Genomic DNA, 19,599 nt, shown 5'->3' on the forward strand with positions numbered 1-19,599 from the left:
GAGCATGAACTAAGCTCATGCTCTTATTCGGTACCTTCATCTAAAACTTCTAAAATACGATTAAGATCTTCTTCTGAAAAGAATTCAATTTCTATTTTACCTTTTTTCTTTGACCGTTTAATTGAAACAGATGTCCCGAACTTCTCACGAAGGGAACTTTCTTTTTCCTTCAAAAACGGGTCAGATTTCTCATCTTTCTTTGTTTCACGTGAAACGCTCTGATTCAATTGCGTAATTAATTTTTCAAGCTGCCGAACGTTTAATTTTTCTTCTAATGCTCGATCAGCTAACGCTTTTCGAGCTTCTTTTTTCTTTAATCCAAGTATCGCTCTTCCGTGTCCCATTGAAAGTTTTCCATCAGAAATATACTCCTGCACTTCAGATGGTAACTGCAGTAAACGTAAAAAGTTAGCCAAATGCGGCCTGCTTTTTCCGAGGCGCTTTGACAACTCTTCTTGGGTAACGTCTGTTTCTTTCATCAACTTCTGATAAGCAAGAGCTTCTTCAATTGGATTTAAATTTTCGCGCTGTAGATTTTCAATTAATGCGATTTCCATCATTTTTCGATCCGTTAACTTTTTCACAACAGCGGGAATTGTTGTAAGTCCTGCTTCTTTTGAAGCGCGATATCTTCGTTCCCCTACAACAATTTCATAACCCTTAATACTTTGTCGAACGATTAATGGTTGAAGAACACCGAAAGATTCAATCGAAGCGCGCAATTCTTCAATTGCTTCATCACTAAACTTCTTTCTTGGTTGATAGGGGTTAGGACGCAGTTCATTGAGCGGTATTTCTTTCACAACCTCGTCCTCTTTTTGAGAAGGAAATAAAGCGTTGATTCCCTTTCCCAAACCACGATTAGCCATTGTCTAACACTTCCTTCGCAAGTTCTAAATAAGTTTCAGCTCCTCGAGATTTTGGATCATATACAATGACTGGCTTACCATGACTTGGCGCTTCACTCAAACGTACATTCCTTGGAATAATTACTCGATACACTTTTTCTTGAAAATATTTCTTCACCTCTTCAATGACTTGAATACCAAGATTTGTTCTGGCATCGAGCATTGTTAAGAGCACTCCTTCAATTTCTAATTCTGTATTTAAATGCTTTTGAACAAGTCGCACGGTGTTCAATAACTGACTTAACCCTTCTAATGCATAGTACTCGCACTGCACAGGGATAAGCACTGCATTCGCAGCGGTTAGAGCATTTATTGTTAATAATCCTAATGATGGAGGACAATCTATTATAATATAATCATACTTTTTTTCAACTTTATTGAGGGCCCTCTTCAATCTTACTTCCCGGGAAATGGTTGGAACTAGTTCGATTTCTGCACCTGCAAGCTGAATTGTCGAAGGAATCACATCCAAGTTCTCGACGATTGTCTGCTGGATAACCTCTTCCGCTTCCACATCATCGACAAGAACATTATACACACAAGTTTCGATATCCCCTTTTTCAATTCCTACACCGCTGGTTGCGTTGCCTTGAGGATCAATATCTACCAGTAGAACTTTCTTTCCAAGATAAGCAAGACATGCACTCATGTTAACTGAAGTCGTCGTCTTTCCAACTCCACCTTTTTGATTCGTAATCGCTACAATATTCGCCAAGATGCCACCCCACTCCCATTCCCAACTTTACTGTCTTTAGTTTATCATGTTTCCAATTTTCCGGACCTCTTTTTCATTTCCTATCAAGTTCCCACCTTCACATGGGCATGGATTTTTGATAAGAAAAAAACTCATCCGCCTGGATGAGTTCACTTCTTTTTTGGTATTCGAATGGTAAATTGATAGTATTCGTCGTGGTCTTCTTCATCTGTGTCAATCATTAAACCAGTCTCTGTAACCATATCAAGCGATTGGCGGATGGTGTTTACTGCCAATCTCATATCCTTACTAACCGATTTTTTCCTCGGCTTCGGTTTTTGGATCGTGCCTTCTAACATACGAGCTACGCGTTCTTCCGTCTGCTTTACATTCCACTGTCGTTCAAGAACTTCACTCAGAACTTTCACCTGATTCTCAGGGTTCTTAAGTGGAATTAACGCTCGGGCGTGCCTCTCCGTAATTTTCTTCTGTAAAAGAGCTTGTTGAACAGGTTCAGGCAACTTCAATAACCTTAGTTTATTCGCTATGGTAGATTGCCCTTTGCCAAGCCGCTGAGCAAGACTCTCCTGTGTTAAATCATGTAGCTCGATTAATTGAGCGTAAGCCATTGCTTCTTCGACAGCAGTTAATTCCTCACGCTGCAAATTTTCAATAAGAGCGATTGAGGCTGTTTGAGAATCATTAAATTCCTTAACGATAGCAGGAATTCGTTCCCAACCAAGCTTCTTGACTGCTCTCCAGCGTCTTTCCCCGGCAATAATTTCATACTTGCCTTCACGTTCTCTAACCACGATCGGCTGAATAACTCCATGAGTCTTTATCGTTTGAGATAGTTCAGTAATTCTCTCATCTATAAAAATTGTTCGAGGCTGGAAGCGGTTCGGAATAATATCCTCAACAAGAAGCTGCTTCACTTCCTCTTGTTCTACTTCCATCGTCTCGCTTTTTTCATCGTTCAAACCGAAAAGACGTGAAAACGTATGCTTCATCGCCTAACACCACCTTTAATCGACTCCTTAACTGATTCGCTGCCTAAAAACAAATTCCTTCCATAGGAGCAGCGTTCCATGTGAAACACTTAACCGTTCATATGCAGTCTATCTTCATTATAAAGGATTTTTATTTGGCGTGCCTGGCTTTCTTGGATATTTTTTAGGAGTCGTTTTGATTTTTTTAATCGTTACGATATTTCGCTCACTTTTTTCAGCTGGTAGTGTTAGCGTATCTCGCTTAACGACTTCCCCACCAAGAAGCTTAATTGCTTGCTTTCCTGTATCAAGCTCATCCTCTACATTTGGACCTTTCAACGCCACAAAGTAACCGTTAGTTTTAACGAGAGGTAGACATAATTCACCAAGAACAGACAGACGCGCAACAGCTCTTGCCGTAACAACATCATACTTTTCGCGATGATCTTTGTTTTTACCAAATAATTCTGCACGATCATGATAAAAAGAGACATTTTCCAATTGAAGTTTAGAAGAAAGATGCTCTAGGAAACCAATTCGTTTGTTAAGTGAATCGACAATCGTAATGTTTAAATGAGGAAAACAAATTTTAATAGGCAAACTTGGAAATCCAGCTCCTGCTCCCACATCACAAATATGGTAGTTAGAAGAAAAGTCAAATGAGAATGCGGCCATAATTGAATCAAAGAAGTGCTTTTCGTACACTTCTTCCTTATCCGTAATAGCCGTCAGATTCATTTTCTCATTCCATTCAACAAGAATCTCATAGTAGGTTTGAAATTGTTGAAGTTGCTTAGAAGAAAGAGTAATCCCTTTCTCCTCTAACAACTCCTGAAACTGTTGCTCGTTCATAGCCCCTCCACTTGTACGTTATTTTGCAATTTTAGCGATTTTACCTTGTTCGATATACACAAGTAAGATCGATACATCAGCTGGATTAACTCCTGAAACGCGGGAAGCTTGACCAATTGATAGAGGACGAACTTCGTCAAGTTTCTGCTTCGCTTCCGTCGCAAGTCCACCAATCGCATAATAATCAATACCATCCGGAATTTTCTTCTCATCCATCTTCTTCATGCGCTCAACCTGCTGCAGACTTTTATTAATATAGCCGCTGTATTTCACTTGGATTTCAACTTGTTCTGCAACATCCTCAGGAATATCATAATCAGCTGGAGCAAGTTGATGAATCTCTTGATACGTTACTTCCGGTCGTTTCAATAAATTTGCTGCATGCATGGCTTCTTTTAATTCCGTACTTTTCTCAGGAAGCACTGCATTCACTTGTTCGCTCGGCTTAATGACCACTTTCTCGAGACGCTTCATTTCTTGCTCAATCATTTCTTTCTTAGCTATAAACCGGTCATAGCGTTCTTTCGGAATCATACCAATCTCATATCCAAGCTCTGTTAATCTTAAGTCGGCATTATCATGACGAAGAAGAAGTCGATATTCCGCACGTGAAGTTAACAGGCGGTACGGCTCGTTTGTTCCTTTTGTTACAAGATCATCGATCATAACCCCAATGTATCCTTGTGAGCGATCCAAAATCACCGCTTCACGCTCCTGTGCATTCCTTGCAGCATTAATACCAGACATAATCCCTTGCCCTGCAGCCTCTTCATAACCTGAAGTTCCGTTTAACTGTCCTGCAGTAAAGAGATTTTTAACTGTCTTCGTTTCAAGTGAAGGCCATAATTGCGTTGGAACAACGACATCATATTCAATCGCATAGCCCGCACGCATCATTTCAACATTTTCGAGTCCAGGTACGGTTTTAAGAATTTTCTGCTGCAAGTCTTCAGGAAGACTAGTGGATAGACCCTGCACATAAACTTCCTTTGTGTTGCGTCCTTCTGGTTCAAGAAAAATCTGATGTCGCGGTTTATCATTAAAGCGAACAATCTTATCTTCAATCGATGGACAGTAACGTGGTCCTGTTCCTTCAATCATACCTGAGTACATTGGAGAACGATGAAGGTTATCGTTGATCAGCTTATGCGTCTCTTCTCCTGTATACGTTAACCAACACGGCAGCTGGTCTGTAATAAATTCAGTCGTTTCATATGAAAAAGCACGAGGTTTTTCATCTCCAGGCTGAATTTCAGTTTTACTATAATCAATTGATTTATTATTAACACGTGGCGGAGTTCCTGTCTTAAAACGAACCATTTCAAATCCTAGCTCTTCTAAATGGTGAGACAAGTTCACGGACGGCTGCATATTATTTGGACCACTTTCATAAGAAAGATCACCAATAATGACGCGACCACGCATAAACGTACCTGTTGTTAACACAACAGATTTCGCTTCATACTCTGCACCTGTTTTGGTAATGACGCCTTTGCAGACACCATCTTCCACGATTAATTTCTCAACCATCCCCTGCAAAAGCGTGAGATTATCTTGCTCTTCAATTGTTCTTTTCATTTCACTTTGATAGAGAACTTTATCAGCCTGAGCACGCAGTGCGCGTACAGCCGGTCCTTTACCCGTGTTTAACATACGCATTTGTATATGCGTTTTATCAATATTACGGCCCATTTCTCCACCAAGTGCATCGATTTCCCTTACAACAATTCCTTTTGCAGGGCCTCCTACACTCGGATTACATGGCATGAAAGCGACAGAATCCAGGTTAAGTGTAAGCATGAGTGTTTTGGCACCCATTCTTGCTGAAGCAAGTCCTGCTTCCACACCTGCATGACCTGCGCCAACGACAATAACATCATAAGAATCGGCTTTGTAACCCATTGCCGTATTCCTCCTTTAATCTTCTTATTTCCCAAGACAAAACTGTGAAAATAACTGATCGATCAAACTATCAGAAACGGTATCACCAATAATTTCTCCAAGAATCTCCCAGGTGCGCGTAATATCAATCTGCACCATATCAACGGGCATTCCTGTCTCCACTGCTTCTAACGCGTCTTCAAGCGTTCTTCGAGACTGCTCCAGTAAAGCGATATGACGAGAATTTGATACATATGTTAAATCCTGCGACTCAACTTCACCTGCAAAAAACAGTTCTGAAATGGACTGCTCTAGTTCATCAATGCCCTGTTCATGTTTAAGAGAAGTTGTAATCATTGGATGTTCTTCTGCTAACTCTTTCACTTTGTCTAAATCAAGTTTCTTATCAAGATCTGTTTTATTAATAATAACGATGACATCCATACCTTTAACAGCTTCGAAAAGCTTCTCATCTTCATGGGTTAGCTCATCATTATAATTTAGCACAAGTAGAATAAGATCAGCTTGTTTCAAACGCTCCCTTGAACGCTCAACACCAATTCGTTCGACAAGATCTTCTGTTTCTCGAATCCCCGCTGTATCGACGAGTCGTAATGGCACGCCTCTTACATTAACATATTCTTCAATAACGTCCCGCGTCGTTCCGGGTACATCTGTTACGATCGCTTTATTTTCATGAACGAGGCTATTTAACAAAGAAGACTTTCCAACATTCGGTCGTCCCACAATAACGGTTGAGAGACCTTCACGCAAAATCTTTCCCTGCCTTGCAGTTACGAGAATCCCTGCAATCTCCTTTTCTACTTCTTTTAATTGAGTCGAGAGAAGATCCTTCGTCATTTCCTCTGCATCATATTCAGGATAGTCGATGTTTACCTCAACATGGGCAACCGTCTCGAGCAATTGCTGTCTCAAAGAGGCAATTAATGTCGACAAACGTCCTTCCATCTGATTCAAAGCAACGTTCATCGCACGGTCAGTTTTCGCTCTTATCAAATCAATCACAGCTTCTGCTTGCGATAAATCGATACGACCGTTTAAAAAAGCTCTCTTAGTAAATTCACCTGGTTCTGCAAGACGAGCGCCACTTCGTAATACCAATTCAAGGACACGATTCACAGAAACGAGCCCTCCGTGACAGTTGATTTCAACAATATCTTCTTTCGTAAATGTACGAGGTCCTCGCATGACCGAAACCATTACTTCTTCGGCAACTTGTTTCGTATCTGGATCAATTAAATGCCCATAGTGAATCGTATGTGTATCAACAGACGCCAGCCGCTGCTTTCCTTTGTATAACAGGTCGGCTATTTTTATAGCCTCTTCTCCGCTAAGTCGGACAATCGCAATTGCTCCTTCACCCATTGGAGTCGATATCGCAGCAATTGTTTCATATTCCACTTTACATTCACCTCTCTATCCACACTTTGTCTTTTTATTTAACGTCTATTTCTATTAATAAGTACTATTAGTTTAACCAATTATCCACAGTGGATAACTATCAGCCCAAATGCGACAGACTAATCCACAATACCTTTTAGTGTAACCCATTTTTATAAAAAAAGAAATAACGATGCTTATCCTAACAACATCAGACAGAACTACGAAAACAGTCCATTAGCAACATAACCCTCGTTCCTCAAAAAAACCTTCGGGCTACTTGCCCGAAGGTTTCATGTTACTTATTACGTGGAACAATGACCACACGTCGGTGCGGATCTTTTCCATCTGAGTGAGTTGTAATCCCTTTTTTATCTTTCAGATAAAGATGAATCACTTTTCGTTCAAGCGACGGCATCGGTTCTAGCTGTATGTCCTTTTTCGTAACCATCGCTTTGTCTGCAAGACGATCCGCCAGTTTCTTTAGCGTATCTTCACGTCTTTCACGGTAGTTCTCAGCATCGAGCACCACCCGGACAAATCGGTCAGAAAATCGATTTGCGGCAAGATTTGTTAAATATTGTAGAGAATTAAGAGTTTGGCCACGTTTCCCTATCACAATCGCAATTTTTTCACCAGATAGCGTAAAGAAAAGATCGCGATCTTCTCTTCTACCTTCTATACTGGCTTCAACTCCCATGTTACGGATGACTTTTTCTAAAAAAGCCCTTGTTTGCTCCATGATGTCAGGTTTCTCGCTAACTTTAATGCGGGCGGGCTTTCCTCCAAAGCCTAAAAATCCTTTTTTAGGCTCGTCTAACACTTCAACATCAACATTCTCTTGAACAGTCCCGATTTGATTGAGCGCATCTTCGATGGCTTTTTCAATCGTTTTCCCCGTTACCGTAACGCTTCTCACTTCTTCGCTCCCCCCGTATTCGTATCAGCGGTTTTGATGGTAGGCTTCGTAATAAAGTAAGTTTGCGCAATCATAAAGATGTTACCTACAACCCAGTATAATGCAAGCGCTGCAGGGAAGTTAATGGCAAAAACAATAATCATAATCGGCATAACGTATAGGAGCATTTTCATTTGAGGCTGCACCGTTCCGCCGCTACCCATCATGATTTTTTGTTGAATGAATGTTGTTAAACCTGCAGTGAGTGCCAGGATGATATCTGGCTCTCCAAGGCTAAACCATAGGAAAGTATGCGTTTCAATTGCTTGTGTACGCATAATCGCGTGATAAAAACCTAATAGAATTGGCATTTGTACTAAGATTGGTAAACAACCAGCAAGCGGGTTAACCCCATTCTGTTGAAATAGCTGCATCGTTTCTTGCTGAAGCTGCTGCTGCGTTTTCTGGTCTTTACTGCTATATTTCTCTTTTAGCTTCTGCATTTCTGGTTGCAGTTCCTGCATCGCTTTAGAACTTCTCGTTTGTTTGATCATTAATGGAAGCAAGAGAAGTCGAATTAAGATCGTTACAATAATAATTGAGAGACCGTAATTTCCTTCACCTGTTAAATCGGCGAAAAACGTTAAGGTCATGGATAGTGGATAAACGATATATTCCGTCCAAAATCCTGTGCTTTCTGCGTTAACTGGCTCGTTAATGTTACAGCCTGAAAGGACCGCAACGAGACCAATTAATAGAAATGCGAGGGTTAGTTTTTTCCTCACGCTTCATCCTCCTTGCAATCATATCTCGACAAAATTTATGTAGTTAAAGCATACCGTTATTTCTTCTTATCTGGAACGGGGTCAAAGCCGCCAGGATGAAATGGATGGCATTTCGAAATTCTTTTCACCGTCAACCAGGATCCTTTAATAAATCCATGCTTCTGAAAGGATTCGAAACTGTAATGAGAACAAGAAGGGTAGAAACGACAGGAAGGAGGAGTTAATGGAGAAATGAATTTCTGGTAGACGCGAATTAGCATCATAGCCAGCTTTTTCATTTAGCATCCCTTCCTTTACCAGTCTGTTTCACTCCTCTTAATACACGAGCTCGGTTCAGCACATGAATTAAGCTACTCTTTACTTCTTCAAAACTCATCTCTGAAGTAGGTTTTCGAGCAATAACGACAAAGTCATAAGGATATTTAATTTGATCGGACAATTGATGGAAGGATTCTTTTACGAGTCTCTTCACACGATTTCTCGTCACTGCATTGCCGATCCGCTTACTTACAGAAAGACCGAGTCGAAATTGAGGTTGATCATTTCGCTTTAATACGTACACAACAAATTGTCTGTTTGCAGTTGAGTTTCCATTCTTGAAAACGTTCTGGAACTCAGAATTCTTTTTAATCCGGTAGTTGCTGTTCAATCCGCACACTCCCAGTGTTACTTGGATAAGCATATTATAAACCTTATCTTAAAAAAAGACCACTGATGATCAGTGGTCTATGCAGACAATACTTTTCTACCTTTACGGCGACGACGAGCAAGAACTTTGCGTCCGTTAGCTGAGCTCATACGCGCACGAAAACCGTGAACTTTTTTACGTTTACGTGTGTTTGGTTGAAACGTTCTTTTCATTCTATTACACCTCCCTGAGGATAAACTGTATAAAGACAGTCCAAGTAATTATAAGGAAAGTGGTGGGTAATTGTCAAGTTTAATTAAAATTTCAACCTATCGCTTTCAAATCTCAATATTAAATCACCAGGTAGATCCACCTCATGTGCTTGTCCTCAAATCATCAACGAAAGGTCTACAAATAGCTGTGTGGATAACTCCATTCGACACTTTTCACTTATTCACATCACTTATCGACAGCTTCTACACAAAATCTAGTGCTGTGGACAGTTTGAATCCACAAGATATGTCCTCTGTGGATAACCACTTGAAAAACATTGCAAACAAGCTATTCTTTTGTTATGATATTTGTGTTTTAACTCGTGAATAAGTTTAGCGAACTCAAAACTAATCCACAGTCTGTGGATAAAAGTGTGGACAGTTATTAAGAGCTGTTATTCATCGTATCCACAACGGTGTGAACATAGTCGATAATTCGACTTTCTTCTATATTATATGATCCACTTCGATATTGTGGACAGTATAATTATTCGTGAATATTCAAATGATTGTACAAAGGTTGTACGTTGGCACATTAGGCGAGTATCGTCAGCGATTACAGCCTGTTTTTATTTGGGGGAAAATACAGGATACCTATTGAGCTAAGTATCATCAATAGAAGTAAACCGGTTTGCCCTAGTTAGATATTTTTGAACAAAAGGAGGGACTTCGTTGGATAACATCACGGATCTCTGGCAACAGGCTCTATCCGAAATCGAAAAAAAATTAAGTAAGCCAAGCTTCGAAACCTGGCTCAAGTCTACTTCTGCAAACCGAATGGAAGGCGACACAATTATTATTACTGCTCCCAACGAGTTCGCTAGAGACTGGCTTGAGTCAAGATATTCAAGTTTAATAACGGAAACGTTGCTTGAGCTGACCGGAAGTGAATTACAAGCTAAGTTCATTATTCCTCAAAATCAGTCCGATGCTGATTTGGATCTAGAACAAGCTATGAAAAAAAAGCCTAAGGGAAATCCAGCTCAAGAAGAACACCCTCAAAGTGTGCTTAATTCAAAATACACGTTTGATACGTTTGTTATTGGATCTGGAAATCGCTTTGCGCATGCTGCTTCTTTAGCCGTAGCAGAAGCACCAGCAAAAGCGTATAATCCGCTATTTATATATGGAGGAGTTGGGCTTGGAAAAACCCATTTAATGCATGCTATTGGTCATTATGTTATTGAGCATAATCCGAATGCCAAGGTCGTTTATTTATCATCGGAAAAGTTTACAAACGAATTTATTAATTCGATTCGAGATAATAAAACCGTTAACTTTCGAAACAAGTATCGTAATGTAGATGTACTACTGATTGATGATATTCAATTCCTGGCTGGAAAAGAACAAACGCAAGAGGAGTTTTTCCATACATTCAATGCTCTTCATGAAGAAAGTAAACAAATTGTTATTTCAAGTGATCGACCACCTAAAGAAATCCCAACACTAGAAGACCGACTTCGATCACGTTTTGAGTGGGGATTAATTACTGATATTACGCCTCCTGATCTGGAAACGAGGATTGCTATTCTTAGAAAGAAAGCAAAAGCAGAAGGTCTTGATATTCCTAATGAAGTTATGCTTTATATAGCGAATCAAATTGATACCAACATTCGTGAACTTGAAGGTGCGCTCATACGTGTAGTTGCCTATTCTTCATTGATTAATCAAGATATGAATGCAGATCTTGCAGCTGAGGCGTTAAAAAACATTATTCCATCTTCAAAACCAAGGGTGATTACGATTCATGATATCCAAACTGTCATAGGAGATCATTTTTCAGTAAAGCTCGAAGACTTTGCGGCGAAGAAAAGAACAAAATCTGTTGCATTTCCTCGTCAAATTGCCATGTACCTTTCGAGGGAGCTTACCGATTTCTCGCTTCCAAAAATCGGAGAAGAATTTGGTGGAAGAGATCATACAACCGTCATTCACGCACATGAGAAGATCTCGAAATTAGTGGATTCTGATCAAACTTTTCAAAAGAAACTACAAGATATCGTCGAACAACTAAAAAACGGATAAGTCTCTTTTTGTGGATAGTAGTTAATAGAGTGTGTACAATTATCAACAGTTACTCACACACTATCCACAGGTGGATAACTTATTCGTTATGGGTTTGTGAGCACTTATCCACACATTCACAGCCCCTACTAGTAAGACTACGACTTTTTTTAAGTAATAATTATATAATCTGGGTCATTTATTTAGGAGGTTAATTATGCGTTTCAAGATCGAAAGAGATTATCTAGTATCAAGCGTATCTGATGTAATGAAAGCCGTGTCTTCAAGAACAACGATACCTATTCTTACGGGGATTAAAATCGTAGCAAGTGATGAAGGCGTAACGTTAACAGGTTCTGACTCAGATATTTCAATCGAATGTTTCATTCCCTCAGAAGAAAATGATAAACAAATTGTTGAAATCTCTCAGATGGGAAGTATCGTACTACAAGCTCGATTCTTTTCTGATATCGTGAAAAAGCTACCAGGTGATCAAGTCGAGATCGAAGTACACGATAGTTTAACAACAAGAATCCGTTCAGGTTCTTCAGAATTCAACTTAAACGGTTTGGATCCTGAAGAGTACCCTCGTTTACCTGAAGTGGAAGCACAAGAAGGTTTTCAGATCCAGGCGGACTTACTTAAAAACATTATTAGGCAGACTGTATTTGCTGTTTCTACATCAGAAACTAGACCGGTGTTAACAGGTGTAAACTGGAAGCTGGAAGATGGTGAGCTTAACTGTACTGCTACAGATAGTCATCGACTTGCACTCCGCACAGTTAAAGTTGAACCGAATGGTAATGACCTTTCGTTTTCAAATGTAGTAATTCCGGGGAAAAGTTTAAGTGAGCTTTCTAAAATCATCGATGATAACGAAGAACTTGTTGATATTACGGTTACTGAAAATCAAATATTGTTTAAATCAAATCACATTCTTTTCTTCTCAAGACTTCTTGATGGGAACTATCCGGATACAAGCCGCTTGATTCCAAATGAAAGTAAAACAAACGTAACAGTTTCTGCAAAAGAATTGTTACAAGCAATCGATCGTGCATCCGTATTAGCACGAGAAGGAAGAAATAACGTAGTAAAACTCGCTAGCCTTGAAGAGTCAACACTAGAGATTTCTTCAAATTCTCCTGAAATCGGTAAAGTTATTGAACAAGTTCAATCACATTCTTTTGATGGTGAGGAACTTAAGATTTCATTTAGTGCAAAATACATGATGGATGCTTTAAGATCAATGGACTCTAACGAAGTAAACATTAGCTTTACGGGGGCTATGAGACCATTCTTGATTAAACCAGTTGAAGGTGCTGCGATTATGCAGTTAATCCTCCCTGTACGAACTTATTAAATTCTAACGAGGTATTACCTGTTGCCACTGAGAAGTTTTCCTTCCAGTGGCTTTCTTTTTTTAGCTATTTATGAAATTTCCATGAGATTATTCATGCGTTATAATAAAAAAAGAGTTATAATAAACTATTGTCATCCTTCAGACTCTATATAGTAAGATGGAGCAGGAGGAAAATGAGGTGAACGAACGTGAATGAAATTAAACTAATTAAAGAATTCATCACTCTTGGACAACTTCTTCAAGAAGCAGGAGTGATCAATACAGGCGGAATGGCAAAGTGGTTCCTGTCAGAGTATGAGGTCTATGTAAACGGAGAATTAGAAGACCGACGTGGCAGAAAACTCTACAACAAGGATACAGTTATGATTCCTGGCGTAGGAGAGTTTGTTGTATCTAGCTGAATGGGGGTTTCCCGTTGCATCTAAACACATTAAAAGTAACGAATTATCGTAATTATCATAAGCAAGAACTTCAGTTCGAAAATAACGTAAATGTTTTTCTTGGCGAGAATGCGCAAGGAAAAACGAACATCATGGAAGCCATCTATGTCCTTGCTATGGCGAGGTCCCATCGTACACCAAGAGATAAAGAATTAATCAATTGGGACGAGGAATATGCTAAAATAGAAGGTAGAATTGAAAAACGAAATGGTCCCCTCTCCCTCCAACTGGTTATTTCCCAAAAAGGTAAAAAAGCCAAACTAAATCAATTGGAACAGCAGAAGCTTAGCAACTATATTGGTGCCATGAATGTCGTCATGTTTGCACCAGAGGATCTCAATCTAGTTAAAGGTAATCCTGGCGTGCGTAGAAGGTTTATCGATATTGAGATTGGCCAGGTTCAACCCGTTTATCTTTATCATCTGGGAAGATACCTTAAACTTCTTCAGCAGCGGAACAGCTTATTAAAGACGATGCGATATCAAAAGAAGCCTGATTATGTCATGCTTGATATTTTGACCGAACAATTAATAGAAGCAGCTGCGAATATCTATTTACGACGAGTACGATTCGTTCAACTCTTGCAACAGTGGGCTGAACCAATTCATTATGGGATTAGTAGAGGACTAGAAAAACTTGAAATCCATTATAATCCGACGGTTGAGGTATCAGAACCAACGGATTTGTCGAAAATAGTAGATGGATATAAGGAAAAGTTTGATAAAATTAAAGAGAGAGAAGTTGAGCGTGGCGTCACGCTCGCGGGACCGCACCGAGATGATTTGTCGTTTTTTGTAAATGGAAAGGACGTTCAAACGTATGGATCCCAGGGACAACAGCGAACAACTGCTTTATCCCTGAAACTCGCTGAAATTGAATTAATCCATAGTGAAGTAGGCGAATATCCTTTACTTCTACTCGATGACGTACTGTCAGAGTTGGATGACTTTAGACAGTCTCATCTTTTAAATACAATTCAAGGAAAAGTTCAAACGTTTGTGACCACAACGAGCGTTGAAGGCATCCATCATGAAACGCTTGAAAAAGCGACGACTTTTCAAGTTCAAGAAGGACTAATCGAAAAGGTGAAATGAGGTGAAGTGTTGTTTATACACTTAGGAGAGGACGTTGTCGTCCAATCGAGAGATGTTGTAGGAATCTTTGATTGGCAAGTTATGGAGGAAGCAGAGATCACAAGTGAATTTTTGCATCGCCATCAAAAAGACAGGCTAGTAGAAGACATTGGTGGTGATTTAACGAAATCGATCGTTATCACGACTGATACGGTCTATTTGTCTCCTTTATCTTCACTCACACTAAAAAGACGAGCATACACAATCTCAGACAGTGTGGAAGTTACATCAAATGGAGAATCATCTTAAAACCAGGTTGTCTGATCATCAGCAAGCTGAATTGAGTCTATCTTTGATAGAGAAATGTAGGTGAACAATATGACATTAGAGCAACAGTCGAATAAAGAAAGTTATGATGAAAGTCAGATTCAGGTCCTTGAAGGACTTGAGGCTGTTCGAAAACGCCCAGGTATGTATATCGGTTCAACGAGTAGCCGTGGACTGCACCACCTTGTATGGGAAATTGTCGATAACAGTATTGATGAAGCCCTTGCAGGGTACTGTTCGCAAATTACTGTAAGTATTGAGAAGGACAATAGTATTACGGTTGAAGATAACGGACGAGGAATCCCGGTCGGAATCCAAGAAAAAATGGGACGTCCTGCAGTTGAAGTTATTATGACCGTACTGCATGCCGGCGGTAAGTTTGGTGGCGGCGGATATAAAGTATCTGGTGGACTGCATGGTGTGGGAGCATCTGTAGTAAATGCTTTATCCTCAAAGCTTGAAATTACAGTAGAGCGTGAAGGAAAGGTTTATTATCAGAGCTATACGCGCGGTGTACCTGATGAAGATCTTAAGGTAATTGGTGAAAGTGATGTGACGGGTACAACAATTCACTTCATCCCAGATAACGAGATTTTTACTGAAACAACAGAGTATGAATTTGATATTCTTGCTCACCGCCTTAGAGAGCTTGCATTCCTAAACCGTGGAATCATGATTGTTGCACAGGACAAGCGTCCTGAAGAAACGAAACGCAACGAATACCATTATGAGGGTGGTATTAAGTCTTACGTAGAACATTTGAATCGTTCTCGAGAAGCTTTACACGAAGAACCAATCTTTGTGGAAGGTGAACGTGAAGGGATTTCTGTAGAAATTGCCGTTCAATATAACGATGGATTTGCAAGTAACATTTATTCTTTTGCAAATAACATCAATACCCATGAAGGTGGAAGTCACGAATATGGCTTTAAGACGGCTCTTACTCGCGTAATTAATGACTATGCACGAAAAAATAGCTTGTTCCGTGAAACGGATCCAAACCTAACAGGCGACGATGTTCGTGAAGGACTAACAGCCATCATATCGATTAAACATCCTGATCCTCAGTTCGAAGGTCAGACGAAAACGAAGCTTGGAAATGCTGAAGCTCGTACCATTACCGAATCAATCTTTGGAGAGAAGTTCTCTACTTTCCTTTTTGAAAATCCTCTCGTTGCAAAGCAAATTGTTGAAAAAGGCCTAATGGCTTCAAGAGCACGTGCTGCAGCAAAGAAAGCAAGGGAGTTAACAAGAAGAAAAGGAGCACTCGAAGTAAGTGCACTTCCTGGTAAGTTAGCGGATTGCTCTTCTAAAGATGCATCGATCTCTGAAATTTATATCGTTGAGGGTGATTCAGCTGGTGGATCTGCAAAGCAGGGGCGTGATCGTCACTTCCAGGCTATTCTGCCGCTGAAAGGTAAAATTCTTAATGTGGAAAAAGCTCGTCTAGATAAAATCCTTTCAAACAATGAAATTAGAGCCATTATCACCGCACTAGGAACTGGGATTGGAGAAGATTTTGATTTAGCAAAAGCTCGATATCATAAGTTGATCATCATGACAGATGCCGATGTTGATGGTGCACATATTCGAACGCTCTTATTAACATTCTTCTATCGCTATATGCGCCCTTTGATTGAAAACGGCTATGTCTATATTGCTCAACCACCTTTGTATAAGATTTCTCAAGGGAAAAAAGTGACTTACGCTTATAATGACCGTGAGCTTGATGTCATCTTAAATGAGATTCCGAAAAACCCTAAGCCTGGTATTCAGCGTTACAAAGGTCTTGGTGAGATGAACCCAACGCAGCTATGGGAAACAACAATGGATCCTGAATCACGTACTGTATTGCAGGTAGAATTGCAAGATGCTATTGAAGCGGATGAAGTGTTTGATATGCTCATGGGTGATCGTGTTGAACCGAGACGAAACTTTATTCAAGATAATGCTCATTACGTACAGAATTTAGACGTTTAAGAGACAAAGGGGGATATCCCCCTTTTCTTCTGTTTCTATTAAGTGGTTACGTTAAAAGACAATATAGATTATCGAAAAGATCATTAGCTAAATGTTATGAGATGAACAAGAGTATAATTGGAGGTTTTCCGTATGTCTGATATGGAAAGATCGAGAGTTAAAGAAATAAATATTAGTCAGGAAATGCGCACCTCCTTCATGGATTATGCGATGAGCGTTATTGTAAGTCGTGCTCTTCCTGATGTGCGAGATGGTCTAAAACCAGTACATCGACGAATATTATATGCGATGAACGACCTTGGTATGACTTCTGATAAGGCTTATAAAAAGTCTGCGCGTATTGTTGGAGAAGTCATTGGTAAGTATCACCCACACGGTGATTCAGCTGTATATGACACAATGGTCCGTATGGCTCAAGACTTCAGCTATCGCAATATGCTGATTGACGGTCATGGGAACTTTGGTTCTATTGATGGTGATTCAGCAGCTGCAATGCGTTACACAGAAGCAAGAATGTCCAAGATTGCCATGGAAATGGTGCGAGATATTAATAAAGATACCATCGATTATCAGGACAACTATGATGGTTCTGAACAAGAACCCATCGTTCTTCCAGCAAGGTTTCCTAATCTACTTGTAAATGGTGCTTCAGGAATTGCCGTCGGAATGGCGACAAACATCCCACCGCATAATCTAGGTGAAGTAATTGAAGGACTTTTAGAACTAAGTAAAAATCCTGAGATGACAATTCCTGAACTAATGGAATTTATTCCTGGACCAGACTTCCCAACAGCAGCTGAAATTCTTGGACGTGAAGGAATTCGCAAAGCTTATACGACGGGGAGAGGTTCAATCATTCAGCGTGCAAAAGCTGAAATTGAGGAATTCAGCAATGGTAAGAAAACGATCATTGTTTCTGAGCTTCCTTATCAGGTTAATAAAGCGCGTCTTGTCGAGAAAATTGCAGAGCTTGTTCGTGATAAGAAGATTGAAGGAATCACCGATCTACGCGACGAATCTGACCGTACAGGTATGCGTGTTGTGATTGAAGTCCGTAAAGATGCAAATGCAAATGTTCTATTAAATAACTTATATAAACAAACGGCACTTCAAACTAGCTTTGGTATTAACACTCTTGCATTAGTAGATGGACAGCCTAAAGTGTTAACTTTAAAAGAATGTCTAGAACACTATCTTGAGCATCAGAAGGTCGTTATTAAAAGAAGAACGCAATTTGAGTTAAATAAAGCGGAAGCAAGAGCTCATATATTAGAAGGTTTGCGAATCGCACTTGATCACTTAGATGAAGTAATCAAATTGATTCGTGCTTCTGAGACGACAGATATTGCTAGAGAAGGCCTGATGACTAAGTTCTCCTTAAGCTATGATCAGTCTCAAGCCATTCTTGATATGAGACTTCAGCGTCTGACTGGTTTAGAACGAGATAAAATTGAGTCTGAATATCAGGAGTTAATGAAGCGAATCGCAGAATTAAAAGCTATTCTTGCTGATGAAGAGAAAGTTCTTGAAATCATTCGCGAAGAGCTAACAGAGGTAAAAGAAAGATTTGCTGACAAACGTCGTACCGAAATCACAGTTGGTTTCGATATGATTGAAGATGAAGATCTTATTCCTAAACAGAATATCGTGATCACCTTAACTCACAAAGGGTATATTAAGAGATTGCCGATCGATACGTATCGAAGTCAAAAGCGTGGCGGTCGTGGAATCCAGGGGATGGGTACAAACGACGGAGATTTCGTCGAACACTTATTTACAACACTTACGCATAACACCATTCTTTTCTTTACGAATAAAGGTAAAGTATACAGAATGAAGGGATATGAAGTACCTGAACTTAGTCGAACAGCAAAAGGGATCCCAATCATTAACCTGCTCCAGATCGAAAAGGATGAATATATCACTGCGATTATTCCTATAGAAGAATTCGTTGATGATTGGTTCGTGTTCTTTGCTACAAAGCAGGGTGTTGTCAAACGTTCGCCACTTTCTGCTTTTGCGAATATCCGAAAAGGTGGACTCATTGCCATCAACTTTAAAGAAGATGATGAGTTAATGGGCGTTCGACTAACAAATGGATCGAAAGAGCTAATCATGGGAACAAAACAAGGGATGGCGATTCGTTTCCATGAAGAAGACGTTAGATCTATGGGCCGAACAGCTACTGGTGTTAAGGGAATTACCCTACAAGAGAATGACCAGGTTGTTGGTATAGGTATTCTAGATGAAAATCAAGATGTCCTTATCGTCACAGATAAAGGATTTGGTAAAAGAACACCTGTCGAAGAATATCGCGTTCAAACAAGAGGCGGTAAAGGGATTAAGACGTGTAACCTTACAGAGCGTAATGGTGTGTTAACAGCCCTAAAAACTGTCACACTTGAAGAAGAATGTATGATCATTACTGAGAGTGGTGTCATTATTCGTATCGATGTACAGGATATTTCTCAAACGGGAAGAAACACTCAAGGTGTGAGATTGATCCGTATCTCTGAAGGAGACTCTGTCGCGACGGTCGCGAAAGTTGAGATCAATGAAGAAGGCATTGAAGGTGAAGATATCGAAGAGTCTGAAGCTACTGATGGAATTGCTGATGCAATCATTGATGTTGAAGCTGAGGAAGTCTCAGAAGATGACGAAAATAATGGTTCAACTACCGAAGAAGAGTAACTTTTTAAAGAAGAGGAGAAATCCTCTTCTTTTTTTATTGATTACTATTGCAATAATAGATAGCAGATGGTAAGATGTAATTCCGTCGCATTGACGGTGTCTCCAAAACCTTATGAATTGGTTTTAAAAACTTTTAAAAAAGTGTTGACGAGATAATGTGTTACATGATATATTATTTAAGTCGCCGATAAACAAAGGCGAAAACGAAAGAAACAAATTGCTCTTTGAAAACTGAACGAAACGCCATGTAAGTAATTGTTTCTACGGAAACAAAACATTGTTTTAAAAGCTAGATTAAGCTTTCTATCGGAGAGTTTGATCCTGGCTCAGGACGAACGCTGGCGGCGTGCCTAATACATGCAAGTCGAGCGAAGAGATGGGAGCTTGCTCCCTGATCTTAGCGGCGGACGGGTGAG

18 protein-coding genes and 1 rRNA gene are annotated in these 19,599 nt (G+C 39.8%); 8 read left to right on the forward strand and 11 right to left on the reverse strand.

Translation table 11 applies throughout. From position 1 onward, the window contains the following. Positions 1 to 23: 23 nt before the first annotated feature. The 11 genes from LCL91_RS18065 to rpmH all read right to left on the reverse strand — a co-directional run bounded on the left by LCL91_RS18065 (position 24) and on the right by rpmH (position 9,269). Positions 24 to 869: a ParB/RepB/Spo0J family partition protein gene (locus tag LCL91_RS18065; protein WP_224884383.1), complete on the reverse strand. Its 846-nt coding sequence runs from the start codon at positions 867 to 869 to the stop codon at positions 24 to 26. Continuing rightward, on the reverse strand, positions 862 to 1,623 hold the full coding sequence (locus tag LCL91_RS18070) for a ParA family protein (protein ID WP_098445617.1): 762 nt from the start codon (positions 1,621 to 1,623) through the stop codon (positions 862 to 864). Before LCL91_RS18070 ends, LCL91_RS18065 begins: the two co-directional genes overlap by 8 nt. Before the next feature lie 149 nt (positions 1,624 to 1,772). Next, positions 1,773 to 2,612 (reverse strand): nucleoid occlusion protein, encoded by an 840-nt coding sequence (noc, locus tag LCL91_RS18075; RefSeq protein ID WP_098445618.1) that lies wholly within the window; start codon positions 2,610 to 2,612, stop codon positions 1,773 to 1,775. Positions 2,613 to 2,729: 117 nt separating this feature from the next. After that, complete coding sequence (gene rsmG / locus LCL91_RS18080) at positions 2,730 to 3,443, reverse strand: 16S rRNA (guanine(527)-N(7))-methyltransferase RsmG (RefSeq protein WP_224884385.1); 714 nt, start codon at positions 3,441 to 3,443, stop codon at positions 2,730 to 2,732. Between the two features lie 18 nt (positions 3,444 to 3,461). Next, positions 3,462 to 5,345, reverse strand: coding sequence for a tRNA uridine-5-carboxymethylaminomethyl(34) synthesis enzyme MnmG (gene mnmG / locus LCL91_RS18085; RefSeq protein ID WP_224884387.1), 1,884 nt, complete (start codon positions 5,343 to 5,345; stop codon positions 3,462 to 3,464). Positions 5,346 to 5,369: 24 nt separating this feature from the next. Next, the gene (gene mnmE / locus LCL91_RS18090; RefSeq protein ID WP_224884389.1) at positions 5,370 to 6,746 is read right to left on the reverse strand and encodes a tRNA uridine-5-carboxymethylaminomethyl(34) synthesis GTPase MnmE; all 1,377 of its coding nucleotides are present in this window, start codon (positions 6,744 to 6,746) and stop codon (positions 5,370 to 5,372) included. 277 nt (positions 6,747 to 7,023) lie between these two features. Beyond that, positions 7,024 to 7,644 (reverse strand): RNA-binding cell elongation regulator Jag/EloR, encoded by a 621-nt coding sequence (gene jag, locus LCL91_RS18095; protein ID WP_224884391.1) that lies wholly within the window; start codon positions 7,642 to 7,644, stop codon positions 7,024 to 7,026. After that, positions 7,641 to 8,408 carry a YidC family membrane integrase SpoIIIJ gene (gene spoIIIJ, locus LCL91_RS18100; protein WP_224884393.1) on the reverse strand — a complete coding sequence of 256 codons (768 nt, stop codon included), beginning with the start codon at positions 8,406 to 8,408 and terminating at the stop codon, positions 7,641 to 7,643. The genes jag and spoIIIJ overlap by 4 nt, the downstream gene beginning before the upstream one ends. Before the next feature lie 56 nt (positions 8,409 to 8,464). After that, the gene (gene yidD, locus LCL91_RS18105; protein ID WP_098445624.1) at positions 8,465 to 8,686 is read right to left on the reverse strand and encodes a membrane protein insertion efficiency factor YidD; all 222 of its coding nucleotides are present in this window, start codon (positions 8,684 to 8,686) and stop codon (positions 8,465 to 8,467) included. Then, positions 8,683 to 9,057, reverse strand: a complete 375-nt coding sequence (rnpA, locus tag LCL91_RS18110) for a ribonuclease P protein component (RefSeq protein ID WP_142329598.1) — start codon at positions 9,055 to 9,057, stop codon at positions 8,683 to 8,685. Before rnpA ends, yidD begins: the two co-directional genes overlap by 4 nt. Before the next feature lie 77 nt (positions 9,058 to 9,134). Next, entirely contained in the window at positions 9,135 to 9,269 is a 135-nt protein-coding gene (gene rpmH, locus LCL91_RS18115) for a 50S ribosomal protein L34 (protein ID WP_048311109.1), read from the reverse strand. Positions 9,270 to 9,980: 711 nt separating this feature from the next. On the opposite strand from rpmH, the gene dnaA reads away from it, so the two are divergent. From dnaA to LCL91_RS18155, 8 genes are all read left to right on the forward strand, one after another. Next, on the forward strand, positions 9,981 to 11,333 hold the full coding sequence (dnaA, locus tag LCL91_RS18120; protein WP_224884395.1) for a chromosomal replication initiator protein DnaA: 1,353 nt from the start codon (positions 9,981 to 9,983) through the stop codon (positions 11,331 to 11,333). 196 nt (positions 11,334 to 11,529) lie between these two features. After that, positions 11,530 to 12,672 carry a DNA polymerase III subunit beta gene (gene dnaN, locus LCL91_RS18125; RefSeq protein WP_224884397.1) on the forward strand — a complete coding sequence of 381 codons (1,143 nt, stop codon included), beginning with the start codon at positions 11,530 to 11,532 and terminating at the stop codon, positions 12,670 to 12,672. Between the two features lie 188 nt (positions 12,673 to 12,860). Further along, a complete protein-coding gene (yaaA, locus tag LCL91_RS18130; protein WP_098445629.1) occupies positions 12,861 to 13,073 on the forward strand; it encodes a S4 domain-containing protein YaaA in 213 nt (70 codons plus the stop codon). 14 nt (positions 13,074 to 13,087) lie between these two features. Next, a complete protein-coding gene (recF, locus tag LCL91_RS18135; RefSeq protein WP_098445630.1) occupies positions 13,088 to 14,206 on the forward strand; it encodes a DNA replication/repair protein RecF in 1,119 nt (372 codons plus the stop codon). A gap of 9 nt (positions 14,207 to 14,215) precedes the next feature. Then, entirely contained in the window at positions 14,216 to 14,494 is a 279-nt protein-coding gene (remB, locus tag LCL91_RS18140; protein ID WP_098445631.1) for an extracellular matrix regulator RemB, read from the forward strand. Positions 14,495 to 14,563: 69 nt separating this feature from the next. Further along, positions 14,564 to 16,492: a DNA topoisomerase (ATP-hydrolyzing) subunit B gene (gene gyrB, locus LCL91_RS18145; RefSeq protein WP_224884399.1), complete on the forward strand. Its 1,929-nt coding sequence runs from the start codon at positions 14,564 to 14,566 to the stop codon at positions 16,490 to 16,492. A 132-nt stretch (positions 16,493 to 16,624) separates the two neighbouring features. Further along, the gene (gene gyrA, locus LCL91_RS18150; protein WP_224884401.1) at positions 16,625 to 19,183 is read left to right on the forward strand and encodes a DNA gyrase subunit A; all 2,559 of its coding nucleotides are present in this window, start codon (positions 16,625 to 16,627) and stop codon (positions 19,181 to 19,183) included. A 303-nt stretch (positions 19,184 to 19,486) separates the two neighbouring features. Beyond that, positions 19,487 to 19,599 (forward strand): 16S ribosomal RNA (locus LCL91_RS18155); the annotation flags it as partial.

Source organism: Guptibacillus hwajinpoensis (assembly GCF_020171785.1).
Lineage (GTDB): Bacteria > Bacillota > Bacilli > Bacillales > Guptibacillaceae > Guptibacillus > Guptibacillus sedimenti.

Coding starts and splice junctions, on each gene's coding strand:
- gyrA (WP_224884401.1), top strand. CDS start 16,625: ATGTCTGATATGGAAAGATCGAGAGTTAAAGAAATAAATATTAGTCAG.
- yidD (WP_098445624.1), bottom strand. CDS start 8,686: ATGAAAAAGCTGGCTATGATGCTAATTCGCGTCTACCAGAAATTCATT.
- LCL91_RS18065 (WP_224884383.1), bottom strand. CDS start 869: ATGGCTAATCGTGGTTTGGGAAAGGGAATCAACGCTTTATTTCCTTCT.
- rpmH (WP_048311109.1), bottom strand. CDS start 9,269: ATGAAAAGAACGTTTCAACCAAACACACGTAAACGTAAAAAAGTTCAC.
- gyrB (WP_224884399.1), top strand. CDS start 14,564: ATGACATTAGAGCAACAGTCGAATAAAGAAAGTTATGATGAAAGTCAG.
- dnaN (WP_224884397.1), top strand. CDS start 11,530: ATGCGTTTCAAGATCGAAAGAGATTATCTAGTATCAAGCGTATCTGAT.
- mnmG (WP_224884387.1), bottom strand. CDS start 5,345: ATGGGTTACAAAGCCGATTCTTATGATGTTATTGTCGTTGGCGCAGGT.
- noc (WP_098445618.1), bottom strand. CDS start 2,612: ATGAAGCATACGTTTTCACGTCTTTTCGGTTTGAACGATGAAAAAAGC.
- rsmG (WP_224884385.1), bottom strand. CDS start 3,443: ATGAACGAGCAACAGTTTCAGGAGTTGTTAGAGGAGAAAGGGATTACT.